The organism is Kitasatospora sp. NPDC058218 (assembly GCF_042882445.1).
GTDB lineage: Bacteria > Actinomycetota > Actinomycetes > Streptomycetales > Streptomycetaceae > Kitasatospora.
Window position 1 is genome coordinate 107,236 of sequence record NZ_JBHVWC010000010.1, and the last position, 24,379, is coordinate 131,614.

At 70.4% G+C, this 24,379-nt stretch carries 14 protein-coding genes; 8 read left to right on the forward strand and 6 right to left on the reverse strand.

The genetic code is table 11. From position 1 onward, the window contains the following. Window positions 1-11: 11 nt before the first annotated feature. On the reverse strand, window positions 12-4,379 hold the full coding sequence (locus ACFVYI_RS08825) for a LamG-like jellyroll fold domain-containing protein (RefSeq protein ID WP_387882572.1): 4,368 nt from the start codon (window positions 4,377-4,379) through the stop codon (window positions 12-14). A 516-nt stretch (window positions 4,380-4,895) separates the two neighbouring features. Between ACFVYI_RS08825 and ACFVYI_RS08830 the strand changes: the two genes are divergently transcribed. After that, window positions 4,896-11,990, forward strand: a complete 7,095-nt coding sequence (locus ACFVYI_RS08830; protein ID WP_387882478.1) for an RHS repeat-associated core domain-containing protein — start codon at window positions 4,896-4,898, stop codon at window positions 11,988-11,990. A 13-nt stretch (window positions 11,991-12,003) separates the two neighbouring features. After that, window positions 12,004-12,369 carry a hypothetical protein gene (locus ACFVYI_RS08835; protein WP_387882480.1) on the forward strand — a complete coding sequence of 122 codons (366 nt, stop codon included), beginning with the start codon at window positions 12,004-12,006 and terminating at the stop codon, window positions 12,367-12,369. Between the two features lie 319 nt (window positions 12,370-12,688). Here the strand turns inward: ACFVYI_RS08835 and ACFVYI_RS08840 are convergent, their stop codons facing one another. Then, window positions 12,689-13,123: a YybH family protein gene (locus ACFVYI_RS08840; RefSeq protein ID WP_387882481.1), complete on the reverse strand. Its 435-nt coding sequence runs from the start codon at window positions 13,121-13,123 to the stop codon at window positions 12,689-12,691. Between the two features lie 51 nt (window positions 13,124-13,174). On the opposite strand from ACFVYI_RS08840, the gene ACFVYI_RS08845 reads away from it, so the two are divergent. Then, window positions 13,175-13,546 carry a winged helix-turn-helix transcriptional regulator gene (locus ACFVYI_RS08845; protein WP_387882483.1) on the forward strand — a complete coding sequence of 124 codons (372 nt, stop codon included), beginning with the start codon at window positions 13,175-13,177 and terminating at the stop codon, window positions 13,544-13,546. A 132-nt stretch (window positions 13,547-13,678) separates the two neighbouring features. Here the strand turns inward: ACFVYI_RS08845 and ACFVYI_RS08850 are convergent, their stop codons facing one another. After that, window positions 13,679-14,731 carry an alpha/beta hydrolase gene (locus tag ACFVYI_RS08850; protein ID WP_387882484.1) on the reverse strand — a complete coding sequence of 351 codons (1,053 nt, stop codon included), beginning with the start codon at window positions 14,729-14,731 and terminating at the stop codon, window positions 13,679-13,681. Window positions 14,732-14,823: 92 nt separating this feature from the next. Here ACFVYI_RS08850 and ACFVYI_RS08855 point away from each other — a divergent pair, with 92 nt between their 5' ends. After that, window positions 14,824-15,201, forward strand: coding sequence for a MerR family transcriptional regulator (locus tag ACFVYI_RS08855; RefSeq protein WP_387882486.1), 378 nt, complete (start codon window positions 14,824-14,826; stop codon window positions 15,199-15,201). Between the two features lie 35 nt (window positions 15,202-15,236). After that, the gene (locus ACFVYI_RS08860; RefSeq protein WP_387882488.1) at window positions 15,237-16,457 is read left to right on the forward strand and encodes an MFS transporter; all 1,221 of its coding nucleotides are present in this window, start codon (window positions 15,237-15,239) and stop codon (window positions 16,455-16,457) included. Window positions 16,458-16,628: 171 nt separating this feature from the next. Here the strand turns inward: ACFVYI_RS08860 and ACFVYI_RS08865 are convergent, their stop codons facing one another. Then, complete coding sequence (locus ACFVYI_RS08865) at window positions 16,629-17,363, reverse strand: TetR/AcrR family transcriptional regulator (protein ID WP_387882490.1); 735 nt, start codon at window positions 17,361-17,363, stop codon at window positions 16,629-16,631. Between the two features lie 201 nt (window positions 17,364-17,564). Between ACFVYI_RS08865 and ACFVYI_RS08870 the strand changes: the two genes are divergently transcribed. From ACFVYI_RS08870 to ACFVYI_RS08880, 3 genes are all read left to right on the forward strand, one after another. After that, window positions 17,565-19,112 carry an APC family permease gene (locus ACFVYI_RS08870; protein WP_387882492.1) on the forward strand — a complete coding sequence of 516 codons (1,548 nt, stop codon included), beginning with the start codon at window positions 17,565-17,567 and terminating at the stop codon, window positions 19,110-19,112. Between the two features lie 179 nt (window positions 19,113-19,291). Further along, window positions 19,292-20,929: an amidohydrolase gene (locus tag ACFVYI_RS08875; RefSeq protein WP_387882494.1), complete on the forward strand. Its 1,638-nt coding sequence runs from the start codon at window positions 19,292-19,294 to the stop codon at window positions 20,927-20,929. 105 nt (window positions 20,930-21,034) lie between these two features. Further along, window positions 21,035-21,724, forward strand: coding sequence for an SDR family NAD(P)-dependent oxidoreductase (locus ACFVYI_RS08880; RefSeq protein WP_387882496.1), 690 nt, complete (start codon window positions 21,035-21,037; stop codon window positions 21,722-21,724). A 133-nt stretch (window positions 21,725-21,857) separates the two neighbouring features. Here ACFVYI_RS08880 and ACFVYI_RS08885 read toward each other — a convergent pair whose 3' ends face one another. Then, window positions 21,858-22,739, reverse strand: a complete 882-nt coding sequence (locus ACFVYI_RS08885) for a carbon-nitrogen hydrolase family protein (protein ID WP_387882498.1) — start codon at window positions 22,737-22,739, stop codon at window positions 21,858-21,860. A gap of 6 nt (window positions 22,740-22,745) precedes the next feature. Then, on the reverse strand, window positions 22,746-24,314 hold the full coding sequence (locus ACFVYI_RS08890) for an APC family permease (RefSeq protein WP_387882500.1): 1,569 nt from the start codon (window positions 24,312-24,314) through the stop codon (window positions 22,746-22,748). Window positions 24,315-24,379 lie beyond the last annotated feature (65 nt).

Below are 24,379 nucleotides of genomic sequence, written 5' to 3' on the forward strand. Positions count from 1 at the left end.
TTCAGCTGGGCTCAGCGCGTCTGCGCCTCGAAGTACCACCGCTGGTTGGGGCTGCCATTGCACTGCCAGACACCGAGCGCGGTCCCGTTCCCGGTGTTCCACCCCGGCAGTTCCAGGCAGGTGCTGGAGCCGGGGTTGAAGAGCGACCCGTCGTACTGCCGTATCCAGGTCTGTGCCGCCGCGTCGCCGCAGGCCTGGAAGGTGACGTTGGTCCCCCAGTGCACCGGCTTGTCCTTGGTTCCCAGGCAGCGATCGGTGCCTGGGACCTTGAGCTGGTTCTTCTCGGTCAGCGTGAAGTGCTGCGCGTCGCCGTTGTAGCAGTCGTATATAGCGGCGGCGGCACCGAGGCCGCCGCCCCAGCTGTCGACGCACTTGGCAGGGTTGTAGGCGCTGTGGATCTGCACACTGGCAGCCGTGGTGGCCAACGTGTTGACCTGCTGGTCGGTCAGTGCGTACGGGTAGAGCCGGACATCGCTGACGGCACCGTTCAACCGGTCACTCGGGCCGGGATAGCGGGAGGTGATGTCGCCACCGATGTTCACCGTGCCATTGGTCTTCCAGACCGAGGGAATGTTCGCCGAGCCGGCGGCCCGGCCGTTGACGAAGAGCGTAGCGACCCCGGTGCCGGCGTTGTACGTCCCCACCAGGTGGGTCCAGACACCGGTCAGCGGCGACGGCCGCTCGCCCCCGTCCGCCACCGTGTAGTACGTATGGGTGTTGTAGTGGTCCGAATCCGGGAAGACGAAGGCCCACTTGCCGAACTGGGCCGAGTACTGGAGGTAGAACGGGCTGCGCTCCTGGCCGGCCAGCGAGACGACGGTCTGGTAGTCGTTGATGTTGTCGAGCTTCGCCCAGGCCGCCACGCTGTAGCTCTGCGTCGTGTCCAGACCGGGTTTCTCGGCGGTCGGGCCGACAACGGCGGTCGAACGGTAGACCTTGGTGCCGTCGAACGCGGTGGCCTTGTTCGCGACCCCGTTGTGGTCGGTGGTGAGCGCGATGTTGTCCTTCGGGTACAGCGCGTTGGTGTCACCGGTGTCGCCGCCGGTGCGCCCGTCGAGCGCCCACCAGAGCGGGTTCACTTCGGTGTTCCCGATCGCCTCGGGGCCGACCTGCCAGGTGAAACCGGCGTTGGCGGTGCCGGGGTCGGTCGGCTGGCCCCACCAGATGTCGACCCGACCTTCTGCGGTCTTGCCCCACAGGGTCGGGTGTCCGGATCCGGTGAGGTCCCCGTCGGAGCCGAGGACGGGCCAGGCGTTCACGGGTATCGCGCCGATCTTCGCCGTGGTCGCGATCTGGGTCAGGGTCGGCACTGTGATGGTGGCGCCGGCGTCGTCGACGACCGGCTGGCCCTGCTTGTTGGTGGCGACCACGGTGCCGGTGGTGAAGGTGTAGGCGAGAAGGTCGCCCTCGGCACCGTCGGGAGCGGCCTGCAGATTGCGCGCCCAGAGACCGGGGTGGCCCTGCTTTGCCCAGTCGCCGGGGGTGATGAGCTCCTTGTCCTTCCATCCGGAGGCTGCCAGCCGGACGGGCTTGCCCAGGGTGTTCGACTCGGTTACGGGGTAGTACCAGAGCGCGGCGTCAGTACCGTTGTCGGTGCTCTCGACGGTGAGCAGACCGGTCTTGTTCCGGAACTTCAGGCCGGCGTCCAGATCGGTGTGCAGTGGATCCCCGAGCGCGGCGATCCGCAGGGTGGTCGACCAGTCCGCAGCGTTGTAGCCGGAGGTCGTGAGCCAGGCACAGGGCTCCGTCGCCGTCACGGCGCAGCGGGGCTTTGTGATCTTGGCCTTGGTGTTGATTCGGCCGACGACACCGTCGTTGTTGGGGTTTCCGTAGACCCAGAGATTGGCGTCCCCAGCTGCGTGTGCGATCACGTCGTCCACGTTGTGGCCACCGATCAGGGTGCCCCGGTGCGCCAGTTGGACGTTGTTCCAGCCCTGGCCCGTGGGCGAGTCCGCTGCGGTGGCGGCCACTGCCACGGCCGGGCTGGTCGCGTGCGGGTTGCCCGGGGAATTGTAGGTGCGCAGGTAGCCCGACGGGTCTGCGGTGAGAATGTCCGGCGCGCTGTCCCCGGTGAGGTCTCCGAAGACCGGCGGCGGCCCGTCCGGGTTCCACGGAACGTAGAAGGCGTACTGGGCGATGGGCGACACGTTGCGCGCGTTGTCCATCACCTGGATGTACAGGATGTTGGTACCCCAGTGCGTCGGCAGGACCCCGATGCCCCCCTGCGGGAACGAGGAACCGCAGGACCAGCCGGCCCCGGACAGCTGCGGGCTCCAGGACCAGCGGGCACAGACCAGGCCGGACCCGGTTCCGTCGTTCGGTGCCGCGTCCGCCGCCGAGAACGGGACGAGGCCCCATTCGCCGGAACGCTTCTTGGAGACCTGGCCGTTGCCGGACGGCGGGAACTGGGTCGCCAGGTCGGCGTCGGACAGCTGGCTGTAGACGTTGGGGACGCTCAGGGTCGGCGGCGTGAGGTCGATGCCGAAGCGGCAGGTGGGTGTCGAGCTGGACTTCGCGTCGATCAGCGTGTCGTAGGACTGGGCGCCCCAGCCGTAGACGTGGCCGTCCTTGAGCACCTCGGACGGTACCTGGTAGCTCGCGACCGCGCCGTTGGCGACCTCGGACGACTCGCCCTTGGCGACGTCCGGGATACCCGGCAGCGAGTAATCCCAGATGTGGGTGTAGGACTTCAGGGTGTTCTGGATGGGACTGTGCACATTGGCGTTGAGCGAGACGTTTCCGTTGAACCCGGCGGAGGAGTTCATCCAGCCCAGGGTCGAGCCGTCACAGCCTTGGTTGTCCGCCCACGGTACGGCCGTGTTGGGGACCGGCCAGGCGTTCGGGTTCGTGGGGGCTTCGGGGTAGCGGTCGTACTCGATCACGACGACCGGCCGGTAGTCCATCCGCTTGAACGCGTACTTGTTCGTTTCGTCGTGAGCGATGAGGCCGAAGGTCAGCGTGTCCTGTGACGGCGCGTAGTTCTGGTAGGCGGAGGTGACGTCGTACTGGAACAGGAGGTTGTCGTGGCAGCCGGGACTGCCGGATCCGGTCACATCGGCCGCGCCGACGAGGCCGCCGACGAAGCCCGGGGCGTTGTTCCAGGTGGTCCAGTTGTTGATGGCGCCGGTCTGGTACAGGTCCACGGTGTAGGGCGTGGCGCAGTTGTGGTCCGAGGACTCGTACTCCCAGACGGACATGACGGCGCTGTGGATGACGATGTCGTTGTACCAGCGGGTGTCGAACTGGAAGTAGGACCGTTCGACACCCTTCTCGACCTGCCACCCCTGGTAGCCGACCCCGGGGTGTGAGTACTCGTCGCCGTTGGCGGTGGTCTTCAGGTAGTTGGAGGTTGTCGCATGCGCCGACTGGGTCCAGGTCCAGGCGTTGCCGTCGCGTCGGTCGGGCTGCCAGACCGGGTCGATGTACCAGGGCCCCTGACCCTTGCCGAGGACGGACTTGTCGGGGACCATCTCGATGCCGTCCGCGGTGGCTGAGGTGGCCATCGTGACCACCCTGGCGTCGATCCCCGGACCGTCCGCACTGCTGGTCCGGGGCGACTTACCGGGCGCAACGGAGCCGGCGTCGTCGCCGCCCACGGTCGGCGCGGCCTGGGCCGACTTGCCGGCTGCGGCAGTGGGTGCGACGGAGCTGTCCCACATCTGCGGGGCCGGGGCATGCCACTTGACGGTCCCGTCCGTGGCGGCGGCGTTGAGGTTGCCGCCCGCGTCGGCCTTCACTGTCACGCCCTTGGCGGTGGTGCCGAAGCGGACCTTCTGGAGCTTCGGGTCGGCCGCCGCCTCCGGGGTCTTGACGATCAGGACGGTGCTGAGACCGCCGGTGGCACCGGCGGTCACCTTGAGGTCGACACCGGGGGAGACCTCCGGGTAGACCAGGCCGTTGCCGTCCTCGTCCACGGTGGGCTTGGTGAGCGGGAACGGCGACTCGATCGCGAGGGTCTCGCCCTCGGGGCTGGTGAGCGTGCCGAGCGGACCGGGACCGCCTCCGGAGAGGTGGACGCCGGAGGCGGCGACCTTGGGCCTGAAGCCGCCTCCCGGCTCGGCGACGAGTGTGGCGTCGAGCTTGGCCCAGGAGCCGTCCTGTTGCTTTGCCCGCTGCTGTTCGGTGTGCTGGCTCCGGGAGAGATGGCCCTGCGAAGTGGCGACGGTCTCGCTGAACTCGTCGGTCAGTTCCGGAACCGGGACGGGCTTGCCGGTCGCCTTGGCTTGGGCTGTCGCCTTGTCGACGGCGGTGACGACGGTCTTCTCGCCAGCCCGCTTCGCATCGGGTTCGGCCGTGATCGCGGAGAGGTCGGGCGAGGAGACGCCCGGCGAGGCGGGCGACGGAGCGGATGGCGAGTCGGCAAAGGCGACCGGCGCCACCGAGGTCAACGCCAGGAGAAGACCGACGGCAGCGGCGACGGATCGCCGGGACGAGTAACTGGAACGGCGCGCGCCGGAGCGTGCCCCGGGCGGAGCGGCAGGCATGGTGAGTCCCCCCACGGACGTGTCGAGTCAGCTGCGCGTGCAAGATCTGTGAAGCTCACGCGCAGAGGTAGGTAGCAAGCTGTCGCAGGCGCAATGGTTCGTCAACCACTTATTCGTACGCATGTCCGATTTACATCCCCCTCTCCCGTTAACGCACCGTGTGAGTTCGGTCACCCAGGTGATAGGTCGACAATGTGCTCGACCGGAGGGCGGTCGAGGGCCTAGCCTCCGCCACAGTCATCCATCCGTACCCGATGTGTGGTGCGGTTGAGCCTGTGGGGGGTCGAGGTGTCAGTTCGTCATGTCCGTTTCTCCTGGTTGATCGGGAGGGGGAGTCCGTCGCCGGGGAGGCGGAGATCCCGTGTGGCCCTTGTGAGTTCACTGGCGATTCTGGGGGCGCTGGTTTCGCCGATGGCGCCGGCGTTCGCCGCGCCCTCGGCGGACAAGGACAAGGACAAGATCTGGTCGCCGCCGAACACCCCGCTGCCGAGGACGGCGTCCGTTCCCGGCAAGGCGGAGAAGCCCAAGGCGCTCCCGCCGGCCACCGGTTCGCCGAACTGGGTCCCGCCCAAGACGCCGGTGCGGGCCACCCACGGCGCCGCCCTGGCGACGTTGGAGGCGGCTCCGCCCGCCGGCTCCGTCACGACGCGCAAGGACGCGGGCGGGGCCGAGGTCCGCGAGCCCGCCGCCGGCGCCTCCCGGCAGGCGGGCGACCTGCCCGTCTGGCTGGCCCCGCTGGCCCCGGAGGCGGCTCCGGCGAAGGGCTCGGCCGAAGCGCCCGCCAGTGACGTCGCACCGGCCCCCGGCTCCGTGCGGGTGGACGTGGCGGACGTGAAGGCGGCCGACGCGCTCGGTGTCCAGGGCACCCTGCTGGCGCTCTCCCGCAGTGGTCAGGCGGACGCGGCCAAGGTCCGTGTCGCGCTGGACCTCGGCGGTGTGGGCTTCGGTGGTGACTTCGCCGAGCGCGCCCGCCTGGTCGCGCTGCCCTCCTGTGCGCTGACCACGCCGGAGGTGCCGAGCTGCCTGGTCCGCACCCCGGTGCCGTCCCGCTACGACGCCCAGGCGAAGAAGCTGGTCGCGGACATCGAGCTCCCGGCGGTGGAGGTGTCGCTGACCGCACGTGAGCAGAGTGCGGGGAAGTCGGCCGCCCTCGCGCCGTCTGCCGGACCCGCGCCCGCAGCGCTCGCACCGATGGTCCTGGCCACCGAGGGCGCGCCCTCCAGCGGCACCGGCACCTACAGTGCGACCTCGCTCTCGTCGAGCCAAGCGTGGACGGCCGGCAGCTCCTCGGGCTCGTTCAGCTACAGCTACCCGATCCAGTCGCCGCCGACCCTCGGCGGGGCGGTGCCGCAGCTCGCCCTCGGCTACGACTCGGCCTCGGTCGACGGCCGGACGGCCTCCACCAACTCCCAGGCCTCCTGGATTGGCGACGGCTGGGACCTCAGTTCCGGCTTCGTGGAGCGGTCCTACAAGCCGTGCGCCAAGGCCGGCATCCCGGGCTCCGCCGACCAGTGCTGGGGCGGTGCCAACCTCACGCTCTCGCTGGGCGGCCACTCCGGTGAACTCGTCCCGCACGACACCTCGTGCGTCACCACGGACAGCCGGTTCGAACAGTCCAAGTGCACCTGGCGGCTGAAGAACGACGACGGCACCAAGGTCGAGTTCCTGACCGGAGCCGCCAACGGCACCTGGAGCGAGTCGTACCTGAAGGTCACCGACACATCGGGCACGGTCTACTACTTCGGGCTCAACCAGGTGCCCACCGTGGCCGGTGCCCCCAGCAGGGCCGGTCCCGAGAGCAAGTCGGTCTGGACGGTGCCGGTCTACTCGCCGAACGCCGGTGACCCCTGCTACGACGCGGCCAAGGGCAAGGGCTCCTGGTGCCAGATGGCGTGGCGGTGGAACCTGGACTACGTCGTCGACACGCACCACAACCTGACCACCTACAGCTACGCCCCCGAGACCAACTGGTACGCGCGCGGTGGCGGTCAGAACCCGGGCGCGGGGGTGAACACCCTTTACACCCGTGGTGGCACTCTCGCCTCCATCGGCTACGGCCAACTGGACTCGGACCAGATCGCCGCGGGCGGTACCTACCAGCCCGCCTCGAAGATCGATTTCGAGACGGGGGAGCGGTGCATCGCCGCCAACTGCGACCCGTCGCAGCGCACCTCGGCGAACGCCGCCGACTGGCAGGATGTGCCGCTGGACAAGCAGTGCGTCCAGTCGGGCATCTGCGCCAACACCGGTCCGAGCTACTGGTCCACGAAGTGGCTGAACACGATCACTACCAGTGTCCGGTCCGGCGGGTCGTACCGTCCGGTGGACAGCTACGAACTCGTGCACAGCTTCAAGGCGCCCGAGAATCCGACCGAGAACACCAGGATCCCGTGGCTGGAGTCGGTCCGACGGATCGGCAAGGACACCTTCAACGGTCCCGAGGAGAAGGACCTCCCCAAGGTCACCTTCGCCAGCGCGATGCTGCCCAACCGCGTCGACGGTCTCGTCCCGGCCCGCCCGCGCTACAACCGCCCTCGCATCGAGGTCATCACCACCGAGACCGGCGGAACCATCTCCGTCGCGTACAAGCTCGCCTCGTGCTCGCGCACCGACGGCCGGATGCCGGCGTCCGCCGACGACAACACGATGAGCTGCTACAACGTCAAGTGGTACGACAGTTCCATCCCGGGCACCGCCGACGACTGGTTCCTGCGCTATCCGGTCGCGTCCGTCACCGTCGACCCGAACGGCAGCCTCGTCCAGGGTTCGGTGCCGAAGACCACCAGCTACGAGTACGGCAAGGCCGCGTGGCACCGCAACGACGGCGCCCTGGCCGACTCCGACTACCGGACGTGGGACCAGTTCCGCGGCTACGCCAGCGTCACCGCGGTGACCGGCTCCGGTACGGACGGCCCCAAGTCGAAGTCCGCCACGTACTACTACCAGGGCATGGACGGTGACCTCAAGGCGAACAGCCAGACGAAGAACGTGACGGTGGCCGGTCCGAAGAGCGGCGTCCAGGCCGACAAGGACTGGCTGTCCGGCCGGGTGCTGGAGTCGGACAGCTACACGGACGCAAACGCCGCCGACCCTGTCGGATTCACGGTGAACACCAGCTCCGGTGAGTCCGACAGCGCCACGCACCGGCGCACCGGCCTGCCGGACCTGGTGGCCCGCTACGCGGCGACCACGTCGACCTCCGTCAGCACGGTGAAGACCACCGGCGGCAGCCGCACCACGTCCACGGTGACCAAGACCGACAAGGACCACAACAACCGGGTCAAGTCCTCGCTCAGCACTGCTGACGGTACACCCGACATCTGCACCCGCACGGCCTATGCGGTCGGCAGCAACCCGCAGATGACGGGGCTGGTGTCCGAGGTACTCACTGTTTCCGGCAGCAACGCCTGCGACGCCACGGCGACGGCGACCAACACCGTCTCCGGTGCCCGCACCCTCTTTGACGGCGCGGCCTTCAAGGTGGCGGGGGCCAAGGGCGAGGCTACCGGCGGCCAGGTGCTCGACCGTTACGACGGCTCCGGCACGGCCCAGTACGTGACCAGTGGAGCCAGTACCTACGACGTGTACGGCCGCGTGGTCACCGTCACCGATCTGACCGTTTCCGACGGCGCGAACCCCAACGGCGCGGTAGTGGCCACCTCGTACAGCTCGGCCAACCCGGGTGAGCTGCCGAACCGCACGGTGACCGGGACTCCGGCACCGGCCGGCGCCCCGGACGCCGGTAGCCGGCGCGAGACCACGGTGACGGTGAACCCGGCCCGGAGCCTGCCTGTCACCACGACCGACCCCAATGGTCGCAAGGTCACTCAGTCCTACGACTCGCTGGGCCGCCTCAAGGCGGTCTGGACTCCCGGCCGCGACACCGCGCTGAGCGCCAACTACACCTACGACTACGCGGTCAACGGCACCACCGCGCCGTCCACGATCAGTAGCAGAACGCTGCGTTCGAGCGGCCAGTACGGCACCGCGACGCAGATCATCGACGGCCTCGGCCGGGTGGTCCAGACACAGAGCCCGCCGGCGATCTCCGCCTACCACGGCCGACTGATCACCGACACCTTCTACGACTCACAGGGGCGTGCCAACCAGGCCTACAACACCTACTACGAGGACACCAACGGCCCCGGCACGACCCGGTGGAGGCCGGACGGTGCGATGGTGCCGAACCGGACGGTCACCCAGTTCGACGGCATGGGCCGACCGGTCAGCACGCAGTTCATCGCCCTCGGCGTGCTGCAGAGCACCACGACCACCGCCTACCCCGGCGCGGACCGGGTCGACGTGACCCCGCCCACCGGGGCAACCGCGACCAGCACCGTCAACGACGCCCGCGGCCGCACCGCACAGCTCTGGCAGTACCGGACGCCGACCGCGACCGGCAACCCGGCCGACGCGGACGTCACCACATACACCTACACACCGGGCGGCCAGGCGGCGACGCGGGCGGACGCGGCGGGCAACAGTTGGAGCTACGGCTACGACCAGCGTGGCCGGCAGATCCGCGCCGACGACCCCGACACGGGCGTGTCGACCCGCAGCTACGACAGCGCCGGCCGGCTCGCCTCCACGACCGACGCGCGCAACCAGACGGTCGCCGTCACCTACGACCTGCTCGGCCGCAAGACCGGCACCTACAACGGCACGGTGGCCCCGGCCAACCAGCTGACCGGCTACACCTACGACACCGTGGCCAAGGGGCAGGCGACATCGTCGACCCGGTACGTCGGCGGCGCCAGTGGTGCGGCCTACACCAAGGCCGTCACCGAACTGGACGTGGCCTACCGACCGATCGGGACGACCGTGTCCCTCCCCGGCAGTGAGATCGGCAAGACCGGGCAGGTGACCTTCGGCTACCGGGCTTGGTACGACGAGATCACCGGCGCACTGGTCTCGGAGAGCCGCGCCGCTGCCGGGACCCTGGCCGACGAATGGATCACGTACAACTATGAGGACTACGGCCTACTGCACGACATAGGTGGTGCCGGGGTCGGCTACCTCCGCCAGGCCGACTGGGATGCCTACGGGCGCAACATCCGCTCCACGATGAACCCGTGGGGCACCCAGATCGTCACCACCAACACCTACGACGAGCCGACCGGTCGACTGCTGAACCAGTACATCGACAAGCAGACGGCGGCCACCGGCTCCGTCCAGAACACCGCGTACGCCTACAACCAGGCCGGCCAGATCACCGCGATCAGGGCGATCCCGAACAACACCCCGGCCGCGACCGACCTGCAGTGCTTCAGCTACGACTACCTGGGCCGGCTCACCACCGCGTGGAGCGACACCGGGCAGCTCAACCAGCCGACGCCGTCCCTCGGTGGCCAGGGTTCCTGTGCCAACGCCACCCCCACCAGCGGGGCGGTCGCGCCGGCGAAGACCACTGTCGGCGGTGGCGCCGCCTACTGGCAGGACTACGCCTACGACCTGGCCGGCAACCGCACCAAGCTGATCAATCACGACCCGGCCGGCGACCCGGCCAAGGACCTGACAGTCGACCAGACCTTCCCGGCCCCGGGCACCCGCAACACGCCCACTACCGCGGCTGGTACGGGCGGCGGCACCGGCGGCCCGCACGCGCTGTCCACCGGCAGGTCCAGCTATGGCATCGCGTTCGGTGCGCAGGGAACGGACGAGTACGACGCTACTGGCAACACCACGAGGATCAACAACCCCGGGGGTCGCAAGGAGCTCAAGGCGGGCTTCGTCCTCAACTCCGGTGAGTCGGTGCGCTCCAACAGCGTCCAGCTCGCCATGCAGCCCGACGGCAACCTGGTGCTCAGCTCGCTGCGCACCGGGAAGGTCATCTGGTCCACCAACACCCAGGGCCACCAAGGCGCTTGGGCGACGATGCAGGACGACGGAAACTTCGTCGTCTACGACCCGCAGCGCGTCCCGCTCTGGTCCTCCAACACCTGGGTCGGAAACAACAGCGGCTACTTTGCGACGGTGCAGGACGACGGCAACTTCATCGTCTACTCGCCGGGTTGGCAGGCGAAGTTCAACAGCTCCACCTGGAATGCCGTCGACGCTGCCAACGAGACCACGCTCACCTGGGACGTGGAGGGCAAGCTCGCCTCACTCACCCAGGGCACGGCTACCACGACGTACGTCTACGACGCGGACGGCAACCAGCTGGTGCGCCGCAACCCGGGCAAGGTGACGGTCAACCTCGGCGGCGGTGACGAACTCACCTACGACATCGCCAGCCACTCCAGCACGGGTGCGCGCTACTACAGCATCCCCGGTGGCATCACTCTGGTCCGCGAAGGCCCGGGCAAGCTCGCGTACCAGTTCTCCGACCACCACGGCACCAGCTCCCTGTCCATAGAGTCCGCGACCACCAACGAGACCCGCCGCACCTTCGACCCCTTCGGCGCCACCCGCGGCCCCGGCTCCCTCGCCACCTCCTGGTCCGGCGACAAGGGCTACGTCGGCGGCCTCAAGGATGACGCCACCGGCTTCACCAACCTGGGCGCGAGGCAGTACCAGCCAGGCACTGGCCGCTTCCTGAGCCCGGACCCGATCCTCGACGCCGGCGACCCACTCCAGTGGAACGCTTACGCCTACAGCAACAACAACCCGGTCAACCGCTCCGACTCCAACGGCCTCAAGTCCGAGGAGTGCGGCACGCTCTACGACTGCGGATCAGCCGGCACCATCACCATGAAGAACGCGGCGGAGACGACAGCTAACAACGTCTCGGCGCCCGCACTCGAACGGCTCCATGACAGCGCCCCGTCCTTCAAACCCCTCAGGCCGATCGGGCCTCCATCTAAGCGGAGCTATGAGGGGAATAACAGGGACTTCTTGGCGGGATTTGGGGCGTCTGTCCTCGCTCCTTTGTCCGCAACGTTCGAGTTCTTGTACCACAACAAGACAGTTCAGGGCTCTTCTTACAAGGGAGAAACGCCCTCAATAGTTCAGAACTACATGAAGTGGGCAGTCAGTAAGGGCGTTGACCCCGAGACGGCCAACTTCGCCTCGGGGACCTATTTCCTGTTGGCACTCGGCGAGGGGGCTTCGGTTGCTCCAGGGAAGGGTGCGGCGCTTGAAGAGGGAGGAGTGACGCTGGGAAAGTCGGGGCACGTAAATCCGATGCGCTATCCTATGCGAGGTGGCCAATATAGTCCGTTCTCTAAAGTTAAGACACCAGACGGATGGTGGGACGTGGCCATTCATGGAGATGAGGCTAATGGCTTCTTGCGTGATCCCGACCTGCCGGGGCTGACCGCCGTCACGCCAGCTGAACTCGCTCAGGAAATTAGGGGAGCCGGTTGGAATGGTGAGCCGGTCAGGCTTCTGGCGTGCAAGGCTGCGTGTGGGACAGGCCCACAGCAGTTGGCAGACGACCTAGGAACTCCAGTAATGGCGGCCTTCGAGGATGTTCGAATTACCAACGGTGGCAAGGTGCTGCTCTGGGATAATCAGCAGAAGGTAGTAGAGGGGACGTGGAAGACGTTCGATCCACAAACCCAATGATGAGGAAAGTGGTATGAAGCTTTCGGCTCTTGGTTACTGGAGTTCGCCGGAGGTGCCGAATCTTCCGGATCCTGCGCGTTTGGTTGATGCTGATTGGGATGAGTCGGAGCGCATCTTGGTCTCTGACTACCTGGCTCGTGGGCAAGTGGCTCGGCAGTTTATGGGAGTTTCGCGCTGTCGACTCTGTGGGAGTGCCAACGGTAGTGCGGAAATGACCGATGGAACTTTCATCTGGCCAGAAGGGCTGGGGCATTATGTTATTCAGCATTCTGTGAGACTTCCCAGGGATTTCATTGGCCATATCTTCGCCCGTCTTGCAGAGTTGGACGAAGCGAGCGTAGATCGCTCGTGGTGGATGGCTCGAGCTTTCGATGTTTGATCGAATTAGCCCATAGTGGGGATTTGTGGATGCGCCTTGTAATCCATGGGGTTGTTTCCTGTGGATTGCAAGGCGCTCTGCGTTCGATGATTGGTGTGGCTCTACTAAAATGAGGTTGACTGGCTGGCATATTCGCCACGAAGAACGCGGTCGAGGCGGCGCCCAATGGCGTTTGGCGTCTTGAATAAGATCAACCGTGTTCGTGGGAATAAGGTGCCGCTGCCCGCAGGTTGGCAGTGTCTCGGCTGTTGGGCTGCCTTGGCTGCGACCTAGCCGGGCTGGTTGAGCGCACCGCAAATCGGTGGCAGGGGTTCCGCCCTCAACTGATCGGCTGGCTCTCGCGGCTGGCTCTTTCATCGCGGGTTGCAACGCCGAAGGGGTTGTCGATGACGTACCGCCACGTGCCGTCCGGGTCGCGGCGGGCGACGTCGGTGGCGGTGCCTTCGAGGTGGAGGTGGGTGCCGTCGGGGCCGGGGCCGTCGATGGTCCAGTCGACGATGAGGAGGGCGATGTCGTCGGCGACGTAGGTGTGCCGGGGGCGGACGGTGATGGGGAGGCCGAGGGCGAGGAAGTCGGCGCTGGCGCGGGTGAGTTCGGGGCCGGTGACGGGGGAGCCGGGGGCGGGGACGAAGACGGCGCCCGGTGCGTAGACCTGCTCGACGGCCGCGAGGTCGCCGGAGTTGAAGGCGGCGGCGAAGACGGCCGGGTGTTGTTCGACCTCGGTGGTCAGGGGGAGAGTGGTGGGATGCGTCATGAGGGCAGTGAAATCGGCGGCGGCGTAGGTCACCAAACGGAAAGCGACGCGGTGCAACGGCGGTGGGACACCGAGCTGGTCCCCGACGAGCACGGTCGGACGGTGCGCCCGGAGGCCGGGTGTCCGGTGGAGGTGGCGCTGGCGGCCGTCGCGGGGCGTTGGACGACCCTGGTGCTGCGTGAGCTGATGCACGGCCCGCTCTCCTTCGGCGAACTGCGCACCCGGCTCCCGGAGATCAGCCCGAAGGTGCTCGCCGACCGCCTCCGGGTCCTGGAGGAGCGCGGCTTGGTGGTGTGCGAGCGCCTGCGTGGCTTCCCGGTGCGGACGAGCCACCGGTTGACGGAAACCGGGCGCGCTCTGCGTCCGCTGCTGGTGGAGTTGTACCGGACGGGCCTGGAGATCGGGGCGTCAGGGGCGTCGTGACTGGGACTCCGGACGGCGCCGATCGGCTTTTGCCCGTGGCTGCCGGTGTCGATCGGGCCGCCCGGCTCGGACTGTCGGCCCGGGCCCAGGTCCGGGCCCAGGGGCGGGACCCGGGCCGACCGGGGGCGGACCCTAGTGCGCCGAGGTCGGGTTCAGTGCCCGGCGGAGTGCGGCCGTGCGGTAGCCCGTGATGCGGGTGCTCAGTTCGGCGTCGGGCGCGAGAAGTTCACTGGCGTGGATGCCGCCCGGGTAGACGTGCAGTTCCACCGGGACGCCGGCCTGCATCAGCCGGTTGGCGAAGGCGATGTCCTCGTCGCGGAAGAGGTCGAGGTCCCCCACGTCCAGGAAGGTCGGCGGCAGGCCGCGCAGGTCCCGTGCCCGGGCGGGTGCCGCGTAGGGGCTGACGTCCTCGGTGCCGGCCCGGTCGCCGAGGAGGGACTGCCAGCCCTGGAGGTTGGCGACGCGGTCCCAGATGCCGATGTCGGTGATCTCGTGGCTGGACGGCGTCGTGTTGCGGTCGTCCAGCATCGGGTACGGCAGCATCTGGAATGCCACGCCCGGCGTGCCGCGGTCCCGGGCGAGCAGTGCCACGCCGGTGGCGAGCCCGCCGCCCGCGCTGCCGCCGTAGAGGGCGAGTCGCGCGGGGTCGATGCCCAGGTCGGCGGCGTGGTCGGCCATCCAGCACAGGGCGGCGTAGCAGTCCTCGACCGGTGCCGGGTGGGGGTGTTCGGGGGCGAGCCGGTAGTCGACCGAGACGACGACCGCGTCGACGGCCTCGACGAGGGGGAGCACCTGACGGTGATCGGTCCGGACGCTGCCGGTGATCATGCCGCCGCCGTGGATGTAGAGGATGCCGGGGCGGCCCGCCCCGCCCTCGCCCGTCCCGCTTCCCGTCGGGCGGTAGACGCGCACCGCCACGTCCGGGCTGCCGGCCGGGCCGGGGACGGTCCGGTCCTCGTACTGCACCCGGTCGTTGGGCGGCAGGGCGGCCAGCGCCGCGCGGTTCATCTCCTCGTAGAGCTCGCGCTGGCGGGGGATGTCGAAGGCGACCAGGCCGCGGGGCCCGGTGAGGGTGTGCAGGCCGGCCAGGCCCTCGCGGACCTCCGGGTCGATGCGGTCGGCCGGATCGGCGACAGCAGGGCGAGCAATGCCGGTGGGGCCGGTGGCGGTACGTGGATCGGACACGTCCGTTCCCTTCGTCGAGGCTGTGACGTGCAGTAACGTAAAAGCCTCACGGTTGCGTGAGGGTCAACGCGGACCACAGTGGGGTGCATCACATGAGGATCGGCGAGCTGTCCCGGCGGACCGGCGTCTCCGTCCGGGCGCTGCGGTACTACGAGGAGGAGGGCCTGATCCGGCCCGCCCGGAGCGGCAACGGTTACCGCGAGTTCTGCGAGGGTGCCGACGAGGTGGTCCGCCAGATCCGGGGGCTCATCGATTCCGGTCTGCCCACCCGGATCATCCGGGACGTGCTGCCCTACCTCGACGGTCCGGCCGATCTGCTTCCGCAGGTGCCGTGCGAGCAGATGCTCGATCAGGTCGCCCAGCAGCGCGAGCAGTTGGACCGGAGGATTCGATGCCTCAGTCGTAACCGCGACGCGCTCGACGCCTACCTGAGTGCGGCCCGCGCGGCCCGGGAGACGGCCGTCGTTTGACCCTCACGCATGCGTGAGGGTCTTAGCGTCCCGGCATGACCACTGCTACCGCATCCCGGTGGCCGCTGGGCGGACTGCTCGTCCTCTCCGGCGCCGCCTTCATCACCATCCTGACCGAAGCCCTGCCGGCCGGTGTGCTCCCCGCGATGAGCGCCGGCCTCGGTGTGACGGAGGCGCGGGCGGGCCTGCTCGTCACCGTGTACGCGCTGGCCGCCGCCGTCACCGCCGTCCCGATGACGGCCTGGACCCTGCGTCGCCCCCGCCGCACCCTGCTGGTCGCCCTGCTCCTCGGCTTCGCGGCCACCAACCTCGTCACGGCGGTCTCGGCCGCGTTCCCCCTGGTCCTGGCGGCGCGGCTGGCCTCGGGCGTCTTCGCCGGACTCCTCTGGGCGATGGTCCCCGCCTACGCCGCCCGGCTCGCCCCCGAGCGCAGCGGCAGGGCCATCGCCACGGCGCTGGCCGGTATGACGGTCGGCCTCTCCCTCGGCATCCCGGCCGGGACGGCGTTGGGCGGGTTGATCGGCTGGCGCTGGACCTTCGGCGTGCTCACCGTCCTCGCCGTGGCGCTCGCCGCCGTCGCCCTCCGGGGCCTGCCGAAGCTGCCCGGCGAGCCGCCGCGCGGTGGGGCGGGACTCCTCGCCGCCCTGCGGACCCCGGGGATCGCCGCCGTCAACCTCGCCTCGGTCACCATGGTCGTGGGCTTCTACGTGCTCTACACCTACATCGCCCCCTTCGTCGACCGTGCCGGCCTGGGGGTGAGCGCCGGCACGGTGCTGTTCGTCTTCGGCCTCGGGTCCATGCTCGGCGTCTGGATCGCCGGTGCCACCGCGGACCGTGCGCTGCGCACCGCGACCGTCGGGTTGCTGCTGCTCGCCACGCTCGCGCTGGCGGCGTTCGGCCTGTTCGGCCGCAGTACTCCGGCGGTCCTCGCGGCCGCCGCCCTCTGGGGTGTCAGCCACGGCGGCATCCCCACCCTGATGCAGACCGCCGGGGTGAAGGCCGCCCCGAAGGACCCCGACACCGCCAACTCCCTCTGGGTGACCGGATGGAACGTCGCCATGGCCGTCGGCTCCCTCCTCGGCGCCACCGTGCTGGCGTCCTCCGGAACCGCCGCGCTGCCCTGGACGGCCGCCGCACTCCTGGCGGCCGCCACACTCACCGCCGTACTCGCCCGCCGCCACGCCTTCCCGCCCGCCGGGACCCCGCACCTGCCGACCGCCCGGCCGAGCGAGGAGCGCCGGGCGACGGTCGGCTGACGCCCCCGGCCGGCTGAGCACGAGGCCGCCGGCGAGACGGCAGGACGGCGAGACGGCGAGACGGCGAGGCGGCACGCCGGGACGCTTTCGCGAACGCCCGTCCCCGCGAAGAGCCCCCACCGGCGACCCGCGCACCAGGCGTCGGCGGCCGACCGGTCAGCGGCCGACCGGTCAGCGGGCGGCCGCCGTTGAGGGCGCGCCGCCTCCGTGCGCCGCGAGCCGGGCGGCGGCGGCCTCCAGGAGCAGGTCGAGGGCGAACGGGTAGCCGCTGCGGTCCATGTCGGTGATCAGCAGGTCCACGGTGGCGGCGATGTTCGGGTGGGTGTCGGGGCCGAGGCGGCTGTAGCGGACGCGCCAGACCGCGAGGTCGGCGTCCCGGGCCGGGTCGGGCAGGGCGAGGGCGGCGGCGTCCTGGGCGGCGAAGGCGAGGGCCTGGTCGATGAAGGCGTGGTAGATCGGGACGGCCTCGCGGTCGGGGAAGCCGGCTGAGCGCAGTACCCCGAGGATGGTCTCGACCGCCCGTATCTCGTTGTCCCGCCCGGTGGTGCGGTGGGCGGCGAGCAGGGCGGCCTGGGGGTGCGCCTGGTAGGCGGCGTGGACGCGCATGCCGATCGCGCGCAGGTCGGCGCGCCAGTCGCCGCTGAGCCGCAGGCCGTGCTGGGCGCGGCCGATCAGCTCGTCGGCGACGGCCAGCATCAGGTCGTCGGTGTTGTGGAAGTACCGGTAGACCGCGCTCGGATCGGCGCCGAGCGCGGCGCCGAGGCGGCGCACGGTGAGGGCCGCCGCCCCGTGCTGGCCGATCAGCCGCAGGGCGGTGGCCACGATGACCTGCTCGGACAGCACCGTGCCCTGCTTGGTCGGTTTCCGGCGCCGCCGTTGCGGTTCGGGGACCACGCGTTCCGTCATGGCGGGGAGCCTAGGGTATCGAGGCTTATGACAACAGCATTGACGTGTGGCGGGCGCCAGGCTTTCATGGCCGCCACGGCCCGGACAGGTACCGGCCGCCACCCCTGCTCCCCCCACGATCAAGGCGGTGATCCGTTGGCAACGACGGTCAAGGACCCCGGCGACACCCCGAGAACCGGTGCGTCCGATGCTGCGGGCCCCATGCGCAAGTCCGTCGGCGTCGTCGGCGGGATCGTTCTCGCCGCCTCCAGCACCGCGGCGACCAGCAGCATCGGCATCGGGCTCGGCCTGATGGCGGGTGTCGTCGGCCTGCACCTTCCGGCGATCATGCTGCTGGCCTTCCTCCCGGTGCTCGGCATCGCCGGGGCGTACGGACGGCTCAACCGCGTCGATCCGGACTCCGGCAGCAGCTACACCTGGGTCGGCCGGGTGCTCAACCCCTGGCTCGGTTTCCTCACCGGCTGGGTGAACACCGTCGGCACCGTGGTGTTCATGGCCTACACCACCACCGTGACCGGGTCGGCGCTGATCCAGCTGCTCGGCCAGGCGCAGGTGCGCTCGGTGGCCGGGCTGCGGCTGGACGCGGACTCCACGCTCCAGGCCACCCTGCTCGGCATGGTCGTCCTGGTGGCCGCGGCCCTGGTCGCGGTGCGCGGCCTGGACCTCGCGGCCCGGCTGCAGAAGTACCTGCTGATCTTCGAGTACGTGGTGCTGCTGGGTTTCTGCGGCTACGGCCTGTTCGCCGGCGACCAGCCGTTCTCGCTCGACTGGTACAACCCGTTCGCGATCCCCTCGCTGGACGCCCTGGCGCAGGGCATGGTGCTGGCGGTCTTCTGCTACTGGGGCTTCGAGTCGGTCTTCAGCATCAGCGAGGAGGTCCGCGAGCCGGGCGACGCCTCCCGGGGCGGCTTCATCGCGCTGGTGGTGATGCTGCTGCTCTTCCTGGTCGCCGGGACGGCCTTCCAGCGGGTGCTGCCGATCGACGAGCTGGCCGACAACGGCGCGCACGGGCTGACCTACCTCGGCGAGAAGCTGGCCCGGCAGCCGCTGGCCGCCCTGCCGCTGATCGCGCTCACCTTCTCGGCGGTGGCCTCGTTGCAGGCCTCCGTCATCCCCACCGCCCGGGGCATGTACGCGATGGGCCGCGACGGCACGCTCGGCGCGGTCTGGACCCGGATCCACCCCCGCTACGGCACCCCGGCCGCCGGCACCCTGCTGATCTCGGGCGCGGCCATCCTGCTGGCCCTGCTCTCGCTGGTCATCCCGACCGTGAACGACCTGATCTCGGCGACGGTCAACGCGATCGGCATCGTGGTGGCGCTCTACTACGCGCTCACCGCCGTGGCCGCCGCGGTGCGGTTCCGGCACCTGCTGCGCACCGCGCCGCTGGAGGGGCTGCGCGCGGTCGTCGCCCCGCTGCTCGGCGCAGCGGTGCTGCTGGCGGTCGGCGGTTACCTCTGCTGGATGCTCTACGACTCCGCCGACCACTTCGAGCTGTCGGCCGACAACGGCTGGTTCGGGCTGTCCGTGCCGGTGCTGATGATCGGCTCCGGGCTGGTGGCCGCCGCGTGGTCCCGCTTCTACCGGCGGTCCGCGTACTTCGACCGGCCCGCGCCGGCCGGCCCGGCCTCCGTCGAGCCGCCCGCCGCCGACCGGGCCGCCGCCGACCGGGCCGGCGCCGATCCGGCCACCGCCGACCGTGACCCGGCCGCCGACCCCGTCGCCGCGGGCCGGACCGGCACCGTCTGACCCCTGACCCAGGCCCGATCGCCTGTCCCCAGGCCCGACCGCCTGTCCCCAGGCCCGACCGCCTGTGCCCCCAGGCCCGATCGCCTGTGCCCCCAGGCCCGATCGCCTGTGCCTCCCAGGCCCGATCGCCGCCCCGTACCCGGCCGCACCCGGCCGCCGAATTTCCAGGAGCACCACCCATGCCCAAGGCCGACCTGGTCTTCACCAACGGTCCCGTCCACACCGGCGACCCGGCCCGCACCCGCGCCACCTCCCTCGCCGTGACCGGCGAGCGGATCACCGCCGTCGGTCACGACGAGGTCCGCGAGCTGATCGGCCCCGGCACCGAGGTCGTCGACCTGGACGGGCGGTTGCTGATCCCCGGCTTCCAGGACGCGCACATCCACGCCGTCTTCGGCGGCATGGAACTCGCCGAGTGCGACCTCACCGGGACGGTCGGCGCCGACGAGTACCTGCGCCGCATCGCCGCGTTCGCCGCCGCCCACCCCGACCGGGCCTGGATCACCGGCGGCGGCTGGTCGATGGAGAGCTTCGACGGCGGGGTGCCCACCCGGCAGCTGCTCGACTCGGTCGTGCCCGACCGCCCCGTCTACCTGGTCAACCGCGACCACCACGGCGCGTGGGCCAACACCAGGGCCCTCGAGCTCGCCGGGGTCACCCGGGACACCCTCGACCCGGCCGACGGCCGGATCGAGCGCGAGCCGGACGGCACCCCGAGCGGGACGCTCCAGGAGGGCGCCACCGGTCTGGTCGCCCGGCTCGTCCCGCCGTCCGACGCCGCCGGCCGGCTGGCGGGCCTGCACCGGGCGCAGGAACTGCTGCACTCGCTCGGCATCACCGGCTGGCAGGACGCCCTGCTCGGTGAGTTCAACGGTCAGCCGGACCCGTCCGACGCCTACGCCGCGGCCGCCGCAGCCGGGACGCTGACCGCGCGGGTCACCGGTGCGCTCTGGTGGGACCGCGCCCGGGGAGCCGAGCAGATCGCCGAACTCGTCGCCCGGCGTGAGAAGTTGACCGGAGGCCGGTTCCGGGCCGGTTCGGTGAAGATCATGCAGGACGGGATCGCCGAGAACTTCACGGCCGCGCTCTCCACCCCCTACCTGGACGGCTGCGGCTGCGCCACCGCCAACTCCGGTCTGAGCTTCGTCGACCCCGCCGCGCTGTGCGCGTACGTGACGGCGCTGGACGCGCTCGACTTCCAGGTGCACTTCCACGCGCTCGGGGACCGCGCGGTGCGCGAGGCGCTCGACGCGATCGAGGTCGCGCGGGCCGCCAACGGCCGGCGCGGCACCCGGCACCACCTCGCGCACCTCCAGATCGTCGACCCGAGCGACCTGCGGCGCTTCGCCGAGCTCGGCGCGATCGCCAACATCCAGCCGCTCTGGGCCGCCCACGAGCCGCAGATGGACGAGCTCACCATCCCGTTCCTCGGCCCCGAGCGGGCGGCCTGGCAGTACCCGTTCGGCGGCCTGCTGCGGGCCGGTGCCACCCTCGCGGCCGGCAGCGACTGGCCGGTCAGCAGCCCGGACCCGATCGCCGGCATCCACGTGGCCGTCAACCGGATGGAGCCCGAGGCGACCGACGGCCGGGTGTTCCTGCCCGAGCAGCGGCTGGACCTCGCCACCGCCCTGGCCGCCTACACGGCCGGCACCGCCCACGTGAACGGCCTCGACGACGCGGGCAGCCTGCGGGTCGGCCACCTCGCGGACCTGGTGGTGCTCGACCGCGACTTCTTCGCCGCCCCGGCCGAGGAGATCGCCGAGGCCAGGGTCGAGCGGACGTACGTCGGCGGCGAGCTGGTGTACGCCAAGTCCTGATCCGTCGCACCGTTGCCGCACCGGTCCTCCCGGTGCGGCACGGTCGCGGTGACCGAGCCGTAAACCAGTGGTCGGCGGCACCGCCCCGGAGCGAGGCTGTGCCCCATGACGACAACCTTGATCACCGGGGCCAACAAGGGCCTCGGCCACGAGACCGCCCGCCGCCTGATCGCCGCGGGCCACACCGTCTATCTGGGCGCACGCGACACCGAGCGGGGCACGGCGGCCGCGGCCGGGCTCGGCGCCCGGTTCGTGCAACTCGACGTCACCGACGACGTGTCCGTCGCCGCCGCCGTGGCCACCGTCGAGGCCGACGGCGGCCTCGACGTCCTGGTCAACAACGCCGGAATCGAGGTGCGGTCACCGGAGGGTGAGATCATCGGCGCGGCGGAGCTGACCGCTGACGTGCTGCGCGAGGTGTTCGACACCAACGTCTTCGGCCTGGTCCGGGTGACCCACGCCTTCCTGCCGTTGCTGGAGCGCTCCGCCACGCCGGTCGTGGTCAACGTCAGCAGCGGCCTCGCTTCGCTGACCCGGGCCGGCCACGGGTACCCGGGGGTCGCCTACCCGGCCTCCAAGACCGCGGTCAACATGCTCACCGTGCAGTTCGCCAAGTCGTTCCCGCTGATGCGGATCAACGCGGTGGAGCCCGGCTACACCGCGACGGACCTGAACCGGCACGCGGGCACGCAGACCGTCGAGCAGGGTGCCGAGATCATCGTCCGGATGGCCCAGTTGGGGCCGGACGGTCCGACCGGCGGCTACTTCGGAGCAGCGGGCCCGCTGCCCTGGTAGGCGCCGGGGCCGCCGGGGACGGTGTGCACGAGCGCGCGTGACGTGGGAAGTCGGCCGGTCCGACTTCCCACGTCGCTTTCAGGGGTCGGGGGTCGGGGTGACGCTGACGCGGGGGACCGGGAGGGGCCCCGGGCTACGCCTCCTCCTCCCGCAGCCAGTGCGGGGTGCGGAAGGTGCCGCCGTACATGGGGAGCCGGACGGAGTCGCCGTAGCGGGCGAGCTGCGCCCAGGGGCGGTTGAGGCCGGCCGAACCGTGGCGGCGGACGCGGGTGACGGCGTCCAGATCGAGGACGTCGACCAGGACCTCCTCGCCGGCGCCGGCCTGTTGGCGGACGATGCCCTCGGGGTCGACGACGACGCTGCCGCCGACGCCGGCCGGGTCGGCCGCGTTGACGTTGACCACGTAGACCTGGTTGGTCCAGGCGTTGGCGCGGGCGCAGACCAGCTCCATCTCCCGGTCGCGGGTGGTGGTGAGGGTGGGCTGGATGACGATCTCGGCGCCCAGCCAGGCGAGTTGGCGGTAGGTCTCGGGGAACGAACCGTCGTAGCAGACGGCCAGGCCCACCCGGCCGGTGCCGGGGATCTCGAAGACGGTGAACTCGCTGCCGGGGGCGGTCTGTTCGTACGGCTGCCAGGGGAACACCTTGCGGTAGCGGGCCGCGATCTCGCCCTGTGGGGAGACGGCGATGGCGGTGTTGTAGACCAGCCCGTCCTCCGGGTCCCGCTCGAAGAGGCTGCCGGGGACGAGCCAGAGGCCGGTCTCCACGGCGAGTGCGCAGATCCGGTCGGTGAGCGGGCCGGGGACGGTGACGGCGGCCTGCTCCATCCAGTCGGCGGGCGCCGGCCGCAGGAGCGGGCCCTCGGCGGCGAGCAGCAGTTCGGGGACGACGACGAGCTGGACGTGCGGGAAGAGCGCGCGCGTCGTCCGGACCTGGTCGGCGAAGCGCTGCCAGCTCGCCTCCAGGTCGTGGGGGACGGGCGAGGTCTGCAGAGCGGCGATGGCGAGCGTGCGCATGGTGGTTCAGCCCTCGGTCGGGTCGGTCGGGATGGTCAGGTCGGTGGAGACGGTCGTGTCGGGGGTGTCGGGGGTGTCGGTGACGGTGAGCCGGGCGACGGCCGTGCGGCCGTCGTGGAAGAAGCGGGGCAGGCGGGTGCGCGCGACCAGCATGGCGACCGCGCCCACGGCGATGGAGCCGACGCCGAGCAGGAAGACCCCGCCGACGCCGTGGAAGGACGTGCTGCCGTACGCCGGGTCGTACATGTCGGTGGCGCTGCGGGCGAAGGCCGCGAGCATCAGCAGCCCGCCGAGCAGGGGCAGGACGCCGCGCAGCAGCAGGTCGCGCGGGGAGTCGCGCAGCCGGTCGCGGAAGTACCAGACGCAGGCCAGTGCGGTGGTGCCGTAGTAGCAGGCGATCAGCAGGCCGATGCAGAGGATGGCGTCGCCGAGGAAGTGGCTCGACACCAGGGTGAACAGGACGAGCAGGCCGGCCGCGGTCGCGCCGAAGAAGACGGTGCCGAAGCCGGGGGTCAGGTGGCGGGGGTGGATGCGGGCGAAGGCGCGCGGCAGAGCGCCGTGGGTGGCCATCGAGAGGGTGCCCCGTGAGGTGCCGACCAGGCAGGTGAGCAGCGCGGAGGCGGCCGAGACGCAGACGGCCAGCTGCATCACCCGGGCGAGTGCGTCGCCGAGGACGGGCGGGGCGAGGGTGGCGAGGACGTCGGCGGCGTTGTCGGGGTTGCCGAGCCCGAGGCCGTCGGTGCCGGCGCCGGCGAAGGAGAGCGCGGCGAAGGCGGTGAACAGGTACGTCCCCAGCAGGACGAGGGTGGAGATCACGGCGGCCTGGCCGGGGATCCGTCCGCTGTCCCGGGTCTCCTCGTTGGTGGTGATCAGGGCGTCCCAGCCCCAGTAGATGAAGAGGCAGAGCAGGACGGCCTGGGCGAACGGCCCGAAGCCGTCGAAGCCGAGTGGGTCGAGCCAGCCGAGCGACGGGGTGGCGGCGCCGGGCCGGGCGAGGGCGGCGGCGCCGAAGCCGAGCAGGGCGAGCAGCTGGAGCCCGAGCAGCGCGTACTGGACGGCGGCCGCGACGCGCAGGCCGCGATAGGCGATCGCGGTGAGGCCGGCCAGCAGCAGGACGGCAGTGGCGGTGACGCCGGCGCTGCTGTCGGCGAGCGTGTGCAGGCCGAGCAGGGCCAGCAGGTATCCGGCGCTGACCTTGGCGAGGGCGGTCATCGCGATGACGGTGGCGGCCTGCGCGACCCAACCCCCGGCGAGCCAGCCCGCGGCCGGACCGAAGGCTCGGGTGGTCCAGACGAAGGTGGTGCCGCAGTCCGGCATCTCCCGGTTGAGCTCGCGGAACGCGAAGGCGGTGAGCAGGATCGGCAGGAAGCCGAGCAGCAGCGCGGCCGGGGCGAGGTCCCCGGCGACGAGCGTCACGAAGCCGAGGGTGACGGCGATGCTGTAGGCCGGGGCGACGGAGGAAAGGCCGAGCGCGATCGAGGCGGCGAGGCCGACCGAGCCGGTGCGCAGGCCCTTTCCTTCGGGGGCGGGCGGTGGGACCGGTCTGACGTCGGTGGCGTGGGGGGCGGTCGTCACGGCGGGCTCCTGGGGGAGGGAGTTGTTAAACGCAGATTTAAGAGAGCTGCGCCCCGCCCGTCAAG

Coding starts and splice junctions, on each gene's coding strand:
- ACFVYI_RS08830 (WP_387882478.1), top strand. CDS start 4,896: ATGGCGCCGGCGTTCGCCGCGCCCTCGGCGGACAAGGACAAGGACAAG.
- ACFVYI_RS08835 (WP_387882480.1), top strand. CDS start 12,004: ATGAAGCTTTCGGCTCTTGGTTACTGGAGTTCGCCGGAGGTGCCGAAT.
- ACFVYI_RS08840 (WP_387882481.1), bottom strand. CDS start 13,123: ATGACGCATCCCACCACTCTCCCCCTGACCACCGAGGTCGAACAACAC.
- ACFVYI_RS08855 (WP_387882486.1), top strand. CDS start 14,824: ATGAGGATCGGCGAGCTGTCCCGGCGGACCGGCGTCTCCGTCCGGGCG.
- ACFVYI_RS08860 (WP_387882488.1), top strand. CDS start 15,237: ATGACCACTGCTACCGCATCCCGGTGGCCGCTGGGCGGACTGCTCGTC.
- ACFVYI_RS08865 (WP_387882490.1), bottom strand. CDS start 17,363: ATGACGGAACGCGTGGTCCCCGAACCGCAACGGCGGCGCCGGAAACCG.
- ACFVYI_RS08870 (WP_387882492.1), top strand. CDS start 17,565: ATGCGCAAGTCCGTCGGCGTCGTCGGCGGGATCGTTCTCGCCGCCTCC.
- ACFVYI_RS08875 (WP_387882494.1), top strand. CDS start 19,292: ATGCCCAAGGCCGACCTGGTCTTCACCAACGGTCCCGTCCACACCGGC.
- ACFVYI_RS08880 (WP_387882496.1), top strand. CDS start 21,035: ATGACGACAACCTTGATCACCGGGGCCAACAAGGGCCTCGGCCACGAG.
- ACFVYI_RS08885 (WP_387882498.1), bottom strand. CDS start 22,739: ATGCGCACGCTCGCCATCGCCGCTCTGCAGACCTCGCCCGTCCCCCAC.